General features: G+C 71.0%; 11 protein-coding genes. 5 read left to right on the top strand and 6 right to left on the bottom strand.

Annotated features, from left to right (window positions below; translation table 11 throughout):
• The 4 genes from NLX86_RS03975 (at nucleotide 1) to ybaK (ending at nucleotide 3,979) form a co-directional block, all read left to right on the top strand.
• Nucleotides 1-1,590 carry an oxidoreductase gene (locus tag NLX86_RS03975; RefSeq protein ID WP_254370161.1) on the top strand — a complete coding sequence of 530 codons (1,590 nt, stop codon included), beginning with the start codon at nucleotides 1-3 and terminating at the stop codon, nucleotides 1,588-1,590.
• A 135-nt stretch (nucleotides 1,591-1,725) separates the two neighbouring features.
• Nucleotides 1,726-2,709: a hypothetical protein gene (locus tag NLX86_RS03980; RefSeq protein ID WP_254370162.1), complete on the top strand. Its 984-nt coding sequence runs from the start codon at nucleotides 1,726-1,728 to the stop codon at nucleotides 2,707-2,709.
• Nucleotides 2,710-2,714: 5 nt separating this feature from the next.
• Nucleotides 2,715-3,455, top strand: coding sequence for an LON peptidase substrate-binding domain-containing protein (locus tag NLX86_RS03985; RefSeq protein ID WP_254370163.1), 741 nt, complete (start codon nucleotides 2,715-2,717; stop codon nucleotides 3,453-3,455).
• A 17-nt stretch (nucleotides 3,456-3,472) separates the two neighbouring features.
• Nucleotides 3,473-3,979 (top strand): Cys-tRNA(Pro) deacylase, encoded by a 507-nt coding sequence (ybaK, locus tag NLX86_RS03990; protein ID WP_254370164.1) that lies wholly within the window; start codon nucleotides 3,473-3,475, stop codon nucleotides 3,977-3,979.
• Nucleotides 3,980-4,183: 204 nt separating this feature from the next.
• Here the strand turns inward: ybaK and NLX86_RS03995 are convergent, their stop codons facing one another.
• The 5 genes from NLX86_RS03995 to NLX86_RS04015 all read right to left on the bottom strand — a co-directional run bounded on the left by NLX86_RS03995 (nucleotide 4,184) and on the right by NLX86_RS04015 (nucleotide 8,297).
• On the bottom strand, nucleotides 4,184-4,843 hold the full coding sequence (locus NLX86_RS03995) for an AAA family ATPase (protein ID WP_254370165.1): 660 nt from the start codon (nucleotides 4,841-4,843) through the stop codon (nucleotides 4,184-4,186).
• 55 nt (nucleotides 4,844-4,898) lie between these two features.
• Complete coding sequence (locus tag NLX86_RS04000; RefSeq protein ID WP_374213828.1) at nucleotides 4,899-5,726, bottom strand: ABC transporter permease; 828 nt, start codon at nucleotides 5,724-5,726, stop codon at nucleotides 4,899-4,901.
• Nucleotides 5,723-5,971 (bottom strand): hypothetical protein, encoded by a 249-nt coding sequence (locus NLX86_RS04005; protein WP_254370167.1) that lies wholly within the window; start codon nucleotides 5,969-5,971, stop codon nucleotides 5,723-5,725. Before NLX86_RS04005 ends, NLX86_RS04000 begins: the two co-directional genes overlap by 4 nt.
• Nucleotides 5,968-7,002: an ABC transporter ATP-binding protein gene (locus tag NLX86_RS04010; RefSeq protein WP_374213829.1), complete on the bottom strand. Its 1,035-nt coding sequence runs from the start codon at nucleotides 7,000-7,002 to the stop codon at nucleotides 5,968-5,970. The genes NLX86_RS04005 and NLX86_RS04010 overlap by 4 nt, the downstream gene beginning before the upstream one ends.
• Nucleotides 7,003-7,067: 65 nt before the next feature.
• Entirely contained in the window at nucleotides 7,068-8,297 is a 1,230-nt protein-coding gene (locus NLX86_RS04015) for an NYN domain-containing protein (protein ID WP_254370402.1), read from the bottom strand.
• 226 nt (nucleotides 8,298-8,523) lie between these two features.
• On the opposite strand from NLX86_RS04015, the gene NLX86_RS04020 reads away from it, so the two are divergent.
• Nucleotides 8,524-8,697 carry a hypothetical protein gene (locus NLX86_RS04020; protein WP_254370168.1) on the top strand — a complete coding sequence of 58 codons (174 nt, stop codon included), beginning with the start codon at nucleotides 8,524-8,526 and terminating at the stop codon, nucleotides 8,695-8,697.
• 92 nt (nucleotides 8,698-8,789) lie between these two features.
• Here NLX86_RS04020 and dnaE read toward each other — a convergent pair whose 3' ends face one another.
• A complete protein-coding gene (gene dnaE / locus NLX86_RS04025; protein WP_254370169.1) occupies nucleotides 8,790-12,341 on the bottom strand; it encodes a DNA polymerase III subunit alpha in 3,552 nt (1,183 codons plus the stop codon).
• Nucleotides 12,342-12,398 lie beyond the last annotated feature (57 nt).

A 12,398-nucleotide genomic window follows, 5' to 3' on the forward strand; every position in this document is an offset into this window, starting at 1 on the left:
TTGACCGAGCCGCGGGGCGACGACATGCCCGACGATCTCAGCCCGGAAGAACGGCGCATGTGGCAGGCGTTCCGCACCGGAAGCACCTGCGATCTCAGTACCCGTGTCGCGGAGGACGACGATCCGATGTCGAACCTCCCCTGGGGGCCGGAGCGCAGTGTGCGTGCCGACATCGTCGCCCTGCTGCTGCTCAGCGGGCCGCCGGCGCAGCCCGGGCGAGTCGCGTCCCTCAAGCTCCGGGGTGTGCAGATCACCGGCACGCTGGATCTCTCGGGCGGCTCGGTGGACCCGTACGTCGAGCTGAACGGCTGCCGGTTCGACAACGAGCTGCTGGTGCCGGAGGCCCACTTCACCACGCTGCGCATGGTGGGCTGCGCGATCCCTCGGATCGAGGCAGCCCGGCTGCACACCGAGGGCGATCTGCACATGCCGCGCTGCCGGGTGGCGAACGGCATCCGGCTGACCGACGCGCAGATCGGCACCGATCTACTGATCAGCCAGATCGTGGTCCACCGGGACCGCAAGGGGCGCTCGATCGCGGCGGACGGACTGTCCGTCGCCCAGGATCTCCAGGCGGAGATGATCGAGTCGTACGGCGAGCTGAGCCTGCGCGGTGCGAAAGTCGGGGTCTCGCTGAGCCTGCGCGGCAGCCGGCTGCGCAATCCGTACGGCCGCCGGGCGCTCAATGCCCCGCAGCTGACGGTCGAGCGCACGCTCTACATGACGGCCATCGCCCTCAGCGGTGCCGACAACGGCGGCACTCCCCCGTACGGCACCAGCAACACCCCGCTGCGCGGTACCCGGGTGCAGCGGTTCGAGTGCCAGGGCGGGATACGGCTGGACGACGGCCGGTTCGGTGACGCCGTGGACTTCGACCGGGCGCGCTTCACCCTGGAGAACGACCAGGAGGTGTCGCTGCGCCGGATCCAGACACCCGAGCTGCGGTTCCTCGGCGAGCGGCCGGAGCGGGGGCGAGTGGTCCTGTCCGGCGCGAGGGTCGTCAACCTGGTCGACAAGTCGACCAGTTGGCCGGGGCCCGGCGGCTTCGCGATGGGCGGGTTCAGTTACGAGAACCTCGTCCCGCGCGGGCACTTCCCGCTCGCGCGGCGCCTGGAGTGGGTGGAGGCGGCGACGCCCGAGTACGCCCCGGAGCCGTACGAACGGCTGGCCACCGTGCTGCGCAACAGCGGCGAGGACGCCGATGCCCGCGAGGTGCTCCTGGCCAAGCAGCGCCGACGCCGCGAGACGCTGCCGCTGGCCGCGAAGCTGTGGGGGTTCCTGCAGGACTGGACCGTGGCGTACGGGTACCGGCCCGGCCGGGCCGCGCTCTGGATGGCGGTGCTGTGGGCGGCTGGGGCAGTGGCCTTCTCCCGCTACGACCCGGCGGCGATCAAGTCCGACGAGCATCCCAAGTGGAACGCCTCCCTGTACGCGCTGGATCTGCTGCTTCCGGTGATCAATCTCGGCCAGGACGGCTACTGGCGGGTCGAAGGCCGCTGGCAGTGGGCTGCGGCGGCGCTGATCCTGCTCGGCTGGATCCTGGCCACAACTGTCGCAGCAGGCGCCTCACGCCTCCTGCGCCGCGGCTGACGCACGGTGGCCTTCACCGACCCCGCGTTCTTTACTTGTTCTTGACTCCGTCGATTACAACCAATTCGCCCCTACCAAAGCTTCACAGAAAACTGGTGACACGCGCCCGACCTGCGGTTTTCAATGGTCCGCAGCATGCTTTTCCACCGCGGCCACCGTCCGGCCGCCACCCGGCCGTCGCCTGTCGATGAGGTGCTCCTCGACGCACCCGACACGCGGCTCGGTCCGGCGCTGGTCGCGGCCGGGCAGGGGGACCACGGGCCGGCCGCCAAGCTGCTCGCGCTGACCCGCGAGAACGCCGAGTGGGAGAACCGCGACCGGTACGCCGTCCGGCTCGCCGCCTTCGCCCACCGCCGCCCCGAGTGGTTCGCCGGCTGGCTGGCCGCCTCCCCCGGCGACCCTGACGCGCTGCTCGTCTCGGCGGAGCTCGCGGTCCGCCGGTTCTGGGAGTCGCCGGCCCGCGCCGAACTCCTGCGGGACACGGCGCCGCTGATCCGTACCGCCGTCGCCGAGGGGGACCCGCGGGACCCGGTGCCGTGGCGCATAGCCCTCGACCAGGCGTGCGGCGTCGACGCCCCGCCGGACGTGTTCGAGCCACTGTGGGCGGAAGCGGTACGTCGCGCCCCGCACCACTACGGCTCGCACGTCTCGGCCCTCCTCTACCTCTCCGTCCGCGGCTCCGTGAACGACTGCTTCGACTTCGCCGAGCGGGCCGCGGAGGACACCCGGCCCGGCTCCCTGGTCCAGGCCCTGCCCGTGCGGGCCGCGCTCGCGTGTCTCACCGGCGGTGGCGCGGCGCCCGTGCCGGTCGCCCGCATCGACAGGGCGGCCGACCTCGCGATCGCACTCTCCGCGCAGTACGCGGCCGGCGACCCCTGGCCGGCGGAGGTGCGCAACGTCCTGGCGTACGTACTCCTCGCGCGGCAGCGGTGGGCCGAAGCGTCCAAGCAGTTCCGGCTCATCGGCCCGTACGCGACCTCGTTCCCGTGGGACGTGTTCACCGACGATCCGCTCGACCGGTTCCTCGCCGCACGCGACGCCGTCCGGTCCCGCACGGCCCCGCAGGTCCCGCAGGGTGGACGGGCCGGACGGATCCGCTCCCGCGGCCATTACGCTTGAGCGTTGTGACCACCGCTCGCCTCCCGCTCTTCCCGCTGAACTCGGTACTGTTCCCGGGCCTCGTGCTGCCCTTGAACATCTTCGAGGAGCGTTATCGCGCCATGATGCGCGACCTGTTGAAGACCGATGAGGACGAGCCTCGCCGGTTCGCCGTCGTCGCGATCAAGGACGGCCGCGAGGTCGCGCCGACCGCGCCCGGCCTGCCGGACCAGACCGCGGTGCCCGAGCGCGGCCCCGCGGCGGGCTTCGGCGACGACCCGATCCAGGCTTTCCACCCGGTGGGCTGCGTCGCGGACGCCGCGACCATCCGCGAGCGCGAGGACGGCGGCTTCGAGGTACTGGCCACCGGCACCACGCGGGTCCGCCTGCTGTCGGTCGACGCGACCGGCCCGTACCTCGTCGCCGAACTCGAGGAGCTCCCCGAGGACTCCGGCGAGGGCGCGGGCGCACTGGCCGAAGGGGTGCTGCGCGCCTTCCGCAACTACCAGAAGCGCCTGGCCGGCGCGCGCGAGCGCTCGCTGTCCACCGGTGCGGAGCTGCCGGACGAGCCGTCGGTGGTCTCGTACCTCATCGCGGCCGCGGCGGTACTGGACACCCCGGCCAAGCAGCGGCTGCTCCAGGCACCGGACACCGCGAGCCGGCTCGCGGAGGAACTGAAGCTGCTGCGCTCCGAGACCGCGGTGATCCGTCATCTCCCGTCGCTGCCGGCCGTCGACCTGACCCGGACCCCGACGAGCCCCAACTGACCTGAGGCAGACGCTCCTTGGCCGCGAAACAGAAGAAGAAGCAACAGTCCGCCGGCACCCCCGCGACGGTCGCCCTCACCACCGCGGGCACGGACTTCACCGTCCACGCATACGAACACGACCCCGCAGCGGCCTCCTACGGCGAGGAGGCGGCTGAGGCCCTGGGCGTCTGTCCGGACCAGGTCTTCAAGACCCTGATCGCGGACGTGGACGGCGAACTCACCGTCGCCGTTGTCCCGGTGTCCGGCTCCCTGGACCTCAAGGCCCTGGCAGCGGCGGTGGGCGGCAAGCGGGCGGCGATGGCGGACCCGGCGGCCGCGGAGCGCACGACGGGGTACGTAAGGGGCGGCATCTCCCCCCTGGGCCAGCGCAAAAAGCTGCGCACGGTCCTGGACACGTCGGCGACCACCCACGCCACGGTCTGCGTCTCGGCAGGCCGCCGCGGCCTGGAGATCGAACTCCCCCCATCAGCCCTGGCAGCCCTGACCAACGCAACCCTGGCCCCCATCGCCCGCCCCCACTGACACCCGCACCCACGGCATGCCGAACACCGGCCCCGCTTCCCGCGCCGCGAAGCGGACGCGCGGGGGGCTGGAGGCTGCCCCGCCTTTCGCGCCACGCCGCAGGCGCGCGCCGGACCCGGGCCGCCGCCCGGCTTCCGCGCCGCGCAGCGGACGCGCGGGGGTCCGGTGGGTCCCCCGGTTTCGGGAAGGGGCGGGGTGGGGGATCTACTGTCGGGCCGCGGGCGGGGGCGGGGGCGGGCCCCAGTCGAGCTGCGGCTCCGGGTCGCGGGGGCCGAAAACCGCCGTCAGACCGAGGTGCACCGCCAGCGCCGCCATGGGCCACGCCAGCAGCGCCCCCTTCGCCACCAGCTCCAGCGGCGATTCGAACGGGACTCCCTTGCCGACCGCCTTCGCCTGCGCGACCAGATCCTGCGTGGGACCGAGCCGTACGCCCAGCTGCCAGGCCAGTACCGAGCCCAGCAGCCCGCCCACGGCCAGGCCCACCACCAGCGGGATACCGCCGCGCCGGCGGAACAGGAAGACCGCGGCCGCGCTCAGCGCGCCGAAGCCGAGCGCCAGCAGCATGAACGTGCCGTCCGAGCCGACCGCTCCCTCACCCTCGGTGTCCTTGAGGAAGACCGCCTCGCCGTTCGAGACGAGCTGCACCCGCGGCGCCAGCCACAGCCACAGCAGCCCGAGAAGCACACCGGCGGCGGCGAGGATCACCGTCAGCACGGCTGCCTGCCGCACTTCCACCGCCGTCCCGGGCCCGTCGTCCGGGACGTCGGGCCCGGTCGGCGCGTGGTGGGGCGAGCCCCCGGCGGAGGGCTGCTGCCAGGGATGGTTGGGGGGCTGCTCGTGAGGCGGCGTCAGAGGTGCGGTCACCCTGCCATCGTGCCAGGCGGTCGCCACTCACCCGGAGGCGGGACGTCCGATCGGGTCAGCGGACGGCCGCCCGCCGGTACGCCCAGGTCGCGACGGCCAGGGAGACGATGCCCACGCCCGCGCACACCGTGAGATCCAGCGCGACCGCCGACCAGTCCGGGTCGGGGCCGAAGGTACGGGCGAGCGCCTCCACCCCGTACGTCGAGGGCAGCAGATCCCGCGCGTACCCGAGCGGGCCGGGCAGCCGGTCGGGCGGCAGTACGCCCAGAAGCAGGGCGGCGGACATGCCGAGCTGGCCGAGCAGCGTGGCGAGTTCCTGGCGCGGGGCGAGCAGCCCCAGCGCCGCGCCCAGCCCGGCCAGGGCGGCCCCGGAGAGGGGGATGACGGCGGCCAGGACCCACAGATGGGTCAGCGGCAGCTGGAACAGCGTGGAGCCCACGACGGCCGTGACGACCGTCCCGGGCACGGTGAAGGAGGCATACGCGCCCGCCGCCCCCAGCACCACCGCGGCGGGCGGCACGGGCAGCGTGGCGTAGTGGTCGAGGCCGCCGCCAGCCCGGAGCTGCCCGAAGTACTGGGCCAGCAGATTGAGCGCGACGAAGGCGACGACGAGCACGCTGGATCCGGCGACCACGGCCCGCGCCTCGGGGCCGCCGTCGACGACCCCGCGCATCAGGACCATGATCCCGACGGACTGGAACGTGGCCACGAAGAGCAGCGGGATGCGGGCCACGCGGGCCCGCGAGAGCTGCGCGCGGTACACGGCCACGAGCGACGGCAGCAGCCGTGCGCGCGGCGCGAGCGGGGCGGCGTCCTGGGCGGACACCGCACTCTGCACCCGGGCCTGCCGCCCGGTCACCGCCTCGGCGGGCACAACACTCACGCTGCGGTGCTCCTGTCCCATACGCCCCTACGGACGCGTACGCCCGCCACGTTCCCGCGGACGACGTCTGCCGCGTCCTTGCGGACCACGCCCGCCACGTCCGTGCGGACCACGCCCGCCATGTTCCCGCGCCCTGCGCCCGCCGCGTTCCAACGGACCAAGTCCGCCACGTCCCCGCGGACCGAGTCCGCCATGTCCCCGCGGGCCACGTCCGCCGCATGCCTGCGCCGCGACCTCGGGTTCATGCCTTCACCAGACCCTTCGTACGCCCGCCCAGCGCCAGGTAGACGTCCTCCAGGCTCGGCGTCGCGAGGGTGAAGTCGTCCAGCGCCGCGAAGGCCGCTCCCCCGGTCACCGCGGCGACCGCCGCCCTCGCCTCGTCGGGGGTCAGCCGCAGCACCCAGCTGCGGCCTGATTCCTGGGCGGAGCCGCGCAGCGCGGCGACCTCGGGTACGTCGAGCGGTGGCCGCTCCCGCCAGACCAGCTCCAGCCGTACCTCACCGGCGACCTCCGCCTTGAGCCCGGCCGGGGTGTCGCAGGCGATGACCTTGCCGCGTTCGAGGACGGCGACCCGGTCGAGCACGGTCTCGGCCTCGATGACGTTGTGGGTGACGAGGAGCACCGTCGCGCCGCGCTCCGCCCGGCGCCGGTCGACCGCGGCCCACACCGCGCGCCGCGCCACCGGGTCCATGCCGGTGGTCGGTTCGTCCAGTACCAGTACCGGCCGCTCGCCGACGAGCGCCGCCGCCAGGCAGGCCAGCCGGCGCTGTCCGCCCGACAGTTTCTTCAGCGGGCGCCCGGCGATGTCGGTGAGCCCGAGTTCGTCCAGTACGGCGTCCCGCTCGGCCCGTGCCGTCCGTACGTCGAGCCCGCGCAGCCGGCCGGTGGTCTCGGCGGCGAGGGAGACGGTGAGTTCGTCGAGCGCGGTCGATTCCTGGCCGAGGTAGCCGATGAGCCGGGACGCCCGCTCGGGGTGCCGCACCAGATCGTGGCCGAGCATCTGGACCGTGCCGGAGTCGGGCCGCATGAGTCCGGTCAGCTGGCGTACGAGGGTGGACTTGCCGGCGCCGTTGGGCCCGAGCAGGCCGAAGAGCTCGCCTCGGCGTACGTCCAGGGAGATGCCGTCCGTGGCCCGTACTTCCGGTGTGGCGGGGGCGCCGCGGCGGCCGCGGACGGCGGGGTACGTCCTGACCAGGTCACGCACCGCGCACACGACCGGGGCCTGCGCCGTCGCGGCCGCGCTGCCGTGTCCCGCCTGTGCTGTGCCCGTACTCACGAGGGATGAGCCTACGTGGTTCCGCCCTGCGGAACGCGCCCGGGTTGCACGAACGGGGTGGGGAGCTACTCCCCAGCCGGCCCCGTCGGCGCATGCTCGGCCGCCGCCCGGACGTCGATTTCGCGCCAGAACCCGGCCCGGATCGCATAGCGGTCGTGCTCGTCGATCTGGTCGTCCTTGTGGGCGAGGAGTCCGAACCTGGCCGCGTACCTCAGCAGTTCGCCGTCGATGCGGTGCGGAATCCGCGGGTACATCGTCGACAGCTTCTGCAGATGGACCGTCTCCGGCAGCCGCTCCATCCACCGCCGCGCGAAGACCTGGCCGACCTCGAAGGGGTCGCCGCCGACCGTGGTGATGTCCTCCTCCCGGTCCGCCCAGCGCTGCTCGGCGCTGGTGAGCAGGGCAAGGGTGGGCAGCGAGGCAGTTTCGGCCGGCTCGCCGAGCGGGCCGCCGCGCTCGACCCAGCCCCGGTCGGAGGACCAGCGCAGGGTCGCGTTGGCCGGCTGCTGTGCCGGCTGCGTACCGGGGCCGCGCAGGCTCGCCAGGTCCTTGGGGGTGGGGACGCCCTTGCCGCCGGGCGCCGCCTGGGTGTGCGCGGCCGCGGCGCCGTTCCCGTTGGGCGTCGGGGCGGTGCCGTTACGGGTCGCCTCCGCGAGCGCCGACTCGGGCAGTGGGGCGGAGAGGATCGCCGCGATCTCGGGGCGCGGTACGGGCGGCGGCGCGCAGACCCCGGTGAGCTCTTTGGCGCGTACGGCTCCGGTGATCCAGGCGCGGTCGAGCACCCGCCGCTCGTCGGCCTCGGCGACCAGGTCCTCGGACTGGTTGTAGTCGCCGTCGGCGGCCTGGACCGCCCACAGGTGTACGGCAACGCCGTGCTCCTTGGCGGACATCAGGCCGGGGAGCAGATCGCCGTCGCCGGTCACCAGGACCACATCGGAGCAGGCGCGGTTTCTGGCCAGTTCGGTGAGTTCGGCGTGCATCGCCGCGTCGACGCCCTTCTGCGCCCAGCGCCCGTCACTGCGGGTCAGTGCGCCCAGCCGGACCGTGACGCGGGGCATGACGCGCAGCCGCCGGTGCTCGGGCTGCGGAACCCGGTCGGGGGCGCCGTCGAACCAGTAGATGCGCAGCAGTGGCTGTTCCGTGTCCGCCTCGGCCCGCTCACGCAGCCCCTGGATGAGGGCGGCGTGGTCGACCGTGATGCGGGAGCGGGAAGGTTCTCCGGCGAGAAGACTCGCGGCGGCGCCCAGCAGATAGCCGGCGTCAACAAGGACGACGCAGCGGTCCACGCGTTCCACCCTCTTTCGGGAACGGTTTTGCATCGGGTTTCCCTCGAGTCTGCCCGACCGTACGGGGGTTAACGGCCGGAACTCGATCATCGGCGTGGCGGATGGCGAAGTTATCTCGAACTTGTTCCAGGACGGCCCTCAATTACGCACAGCAATGATCCAATATGCGCTGTTTGTCGGTATGTGTGAGTCTGGTCCCGGCCCTGGCCCCTAGATCCCCCACAGGAGGCACACCATGGCCAAGAACAAGAACCGCAAGGGCAGCCAACAGGAGAAGTCCGCCGCGGAGCGCGGCAGCGAGCACGCCAAGTCCTCTTCGATGGACGCAGCGCAGCAGATCCAGTCGAAGGCACAGGGCAGCCCCGCGGACGTGGCCCGTAAGCACCAGCGGCGCTTCGGCCACAACTGACGGCCGGTACTCCCGGCATACGACATATGACGAAGGGCGCGCCCGCCGGGGCGCGCCCTTCGTCATGTCCGCAAAATGTCCGCGGACGGCTCTCAGCCGGCCAGGCAGGAGGCACCGAGCAGCACCTTCAGGTCACCGAACAGCGCCGGATCGGGCTGGACCCGGTGCCGGTCGAGCCGGAGCACCGTGGTCTTGCGCGCGCCCTGGAGCTTGATGCGTACTTCGGTGTTGCCGCGGTGGTGGCCGAGGATCTCGCCGAGCCGGCTGACCATCGGCGGGGTGACCTTGACCGTCGGGATGGTGATCACCACCGGCGCGTTGGTGCCCGCCGCCGACAGGTCGGGAACCATCAGCTCCATCGCGACCAGCCGCGGCACGTCCTCGCGCTTGTCGAGCCGTCCCTTGACGAAGACCACGGCGTCCTCGACGAGTTGGGTCGAGACCAGCTGGTACGTCGCCGGGAAGAACATGCACTCGATGGATCCGGCCAGGTCCTCGACGGTGGCGATCGCCCAGGCGTTGCCCTGCTTGGTCATCTTGCGCTGCAGGCCGGAGATGATGCCGCCGATGGTGACGATCGCGCCGTCGGCGTGCTCACCGCCGGTCAGCTGGGAGATGGACGCGTCCGCCTTGTCGTTCAGGACGTGCTCGATACCGAACAGCGGGTGGTCGGACACGTACAGCCCGAGCATCTCGCGCTCCTGCGCCAGCAGGTACGCCTTCTCCCACTCGACGTCGGAGAACTCGACGTCGAGACCGAAGCCCGGCTCGTCGCTGTCCTCCTCGCCCATGCCGCCGAAGAGGTCGAACTGCCCCTCGGCCTCCTTGCGCTTGACCTGGACCACGTTGTCGATCATCGGCTCGTGGTGCGCGACCAGGCCCTTGCGGGTGTGGCCCATCTCGTCGAAGGCGCCCGCCTTGATCAGCGACTCGACGGTCCGCTTGTTGCAGACGACGGCCTCGACCTTGTCGAGGAAGTCGGGGAAGGAGGTGTACTTCCCCTTGGCCTTGCGGCTGCGGATGATCGAGTCGACCACGTTCTGCCCGACGTTGCGGACTGCGGTCAGACCGAAGAGGATCACGTCGTCGCCCTGGGCGGCGAAGTTCGACTCCGACTCGTTCACATTGGGCGGGAGCACCTTGATGCCCATACGCCGACACTCGTTGAGGTAGATCGCGGACTTGTCCTTGTCGTCCTTGACGGAAGTCAGCAGCGCGGCCATGTACTCGGCGGGGTAGTTCGCCTTGAGATACGCGGTCCAGTAGGTGACCAGTCCGTACGCGGAGGAGTGCGCCTTGTTGAAGGCGTATCCGGCGAACGGCACCAGCACGTCCCACAGCGCCTTGATGGCCGCGTCCGAGAAGCCCTTCTTCTTGGCGCCGGCCTGGAAGAGAACGAAGTTCTTCTCCAGCTCCTCGGCCTTCTTCTTGCCCATCACGCGGCGCAGGATGTCGGCCTCGCCGAGTGAGTAGCCCGCGATGATCTGGGCGGCCTTCTGCACCTGCTCCTGGTACACGATGAGGCCGTGGGTGAGGCCGAGGACCTCCTTGAGCGGCTCCTCCAGCTCCGGGTGGATCGGCGTGATCTCCTGCTGGCCGTTCTTGCGGAGCGCGTAGTTCGTGTGCGAGTTCATGCCCATCGGGCCCGGCCGGTAGAGGGCCGAGACGGCGGAAATGTCCTCGAAGTTGTCGGGCTTCATCAGCCGCAGCAGGGACCGCATCGGGCCGCCGTCGAACTGGAAGACACCGAGCGTGTCGCCGCGCTGGAGGAGTTCGTACGTCGTGGGGTCGTCCAGCGGGAGTGCGAGCAGCTCGAGATCGATTCCCCGGTTGGCCTTCACCATCTTGACGGCGTCGTCCATGATCGTGAGGTTGCGCAGCCCCAGGAAGTCCATCTTCAGCAGGCCGAGGGACTCACAACTCGGGTAGTCCCACTGCGTGATGGTCACGCCGTCCGAAGGCCGCACCCAGACCGGGACGTGGTCGGTGATCGTCTCGCTGGACATGATCACGCCGGCCGCGTGCACGCCCATCTGCCGGACCAGGCCCTCGACGCCCTTCGCGGTGTCGATGACCTTCTTCACGTCCGGCTCGTTCTCGTACATCCCCCGGATCTCGCCCGCCTCGCCGTAGCGCGGGTGGCTGGGGTCGGTGATGCCGTTGAGGTCGATGCCCTTGCCCAGTACGTCGGCGGGCATCGCCTTGGTGAGCCGGTCGCCCATCGCGTACGGGTAGCCGAGCACCCGCGCCGAGTCCTTGATCGCGTTCTTCGCCTTGATCTTGCCGTACGTCCCGATCATGGCGACCTTGTCGGCCCCGTACTTCTCGGTGACGTACCGGATCACCTCACCGCGCCTGCGCTCGTCGAAGTCGATGTCGACATCGGGCATGGAGATGCGCTCTGGGTTGAGGAACCGCTCGAAGATCAGGCCGTGCTCGATCGGGTCGAGGTCGGTGATGCCCATCGCGTACGCGACGATCGAGCCGGCCGCGGAGCCTCGGCCGGGGCCCACCGCGATGCCGTTGTTCTTGGCCCACATGATGAAGTCGGCGACCACGAGGAAGTACCCCGGGAAGCCCATCTCGATGATGATGCCCATCTCGTACTCGACCTGCTTGAGGCGGTCCTCCGGGATGCCGCCCGGGTACCGCCGGGCCATGCCGCGCATGGTTTCCTCGCGGAACCAGGTGACCTCGGTGAAGCCCTCGGGCACGTCGAACCTCGGCATCAGGTTCCGCTCCTGGAACCAGCCCTCGGTGTCGATCTGCTGGGCGACCAGCAGGGTGTTCGCACACCCCTCCTGCCAGGCGTCCGAGGAGTCGACGGCGTACATCTCGTCCGTCGTCTTCAGGTAGTAGCCCGTGCCGTCGAACCGGAAGCGGTCCGGGTCGGAGAGGTTCTTGCCGGTCTGGATGCAGAGCAGGGCGTCGTGCGCGGACGCCTCGTTGGCATACGTGTAGTGCGAGTCGTTGGTGACGATCGGCGGGATGCCGAGCTTCTTGCCGATCTCCAGCAGCCCGTCGCGGACCCGGCGCTCGATCTCGATGCCGTGGTCCATCAACTCCAGGAAGTAGCGGTCCTTGCCGAAGATGTCCTGGTACTCCGAGGCGGCCTTCAGCGCCTCGTCGAAGTGGCCGAGGCGCAGCCGCGTCTGGACCTCCCCGGAGGGGCAGCCGGTGGAGGCGATGAGCCCCTGCGACCACTGGGCGATGGTCTCCTTGTCCATCCGCGGCCACTTGGTCAGCCAGCCCTCGGCGTACGCGTCGGAGGAGAGCCGGAAGAGGTTGTGCAGGCCGGTCTTGTCGGCCGCCCAGATCGTCTTGTGGGTGTAACCGCCGGAACCGGAGACGTCGTCCCGCTTCTGGTGCGGCTGGCCCCACTGGATGCGCCGCTTGTTCCGCCGGGACTCGGGCGCGACGTACGCCTCGATGCCGATGATGGGGGTGACCCCGGCCTTCTTGGCCTGATGGAAGAAGTCGTACGCCCCGTGCAGGTTGCCATGGTCGGTCATGGCGATGTGGGTCATGCCCATCTCGTTGCAGGCGTTGAACATGTCCTTGAGCCGCGCGGCACCGTCCAGCAGCGAGTACTGGGTGTGGACGTGGAGGTGCGTAAAAGGGGGCTTTTCGGACGTTGCTGCCACGGCGGGGGCCTCCAGCGAAACGGTGGATGACGGGTTGGGTGGACAGCGTGGAAGTCT

This window comes from Streptomyces sp. A3M-1-3 (assembly GCF_024213665.1).
In the GTDB taxonomy this organism is placed as follows: domain Bacteria; phylum Actinomycetota; class Actinomycetes; order Streptomycetales; family Streptomycetaceae; genus Streptomyces.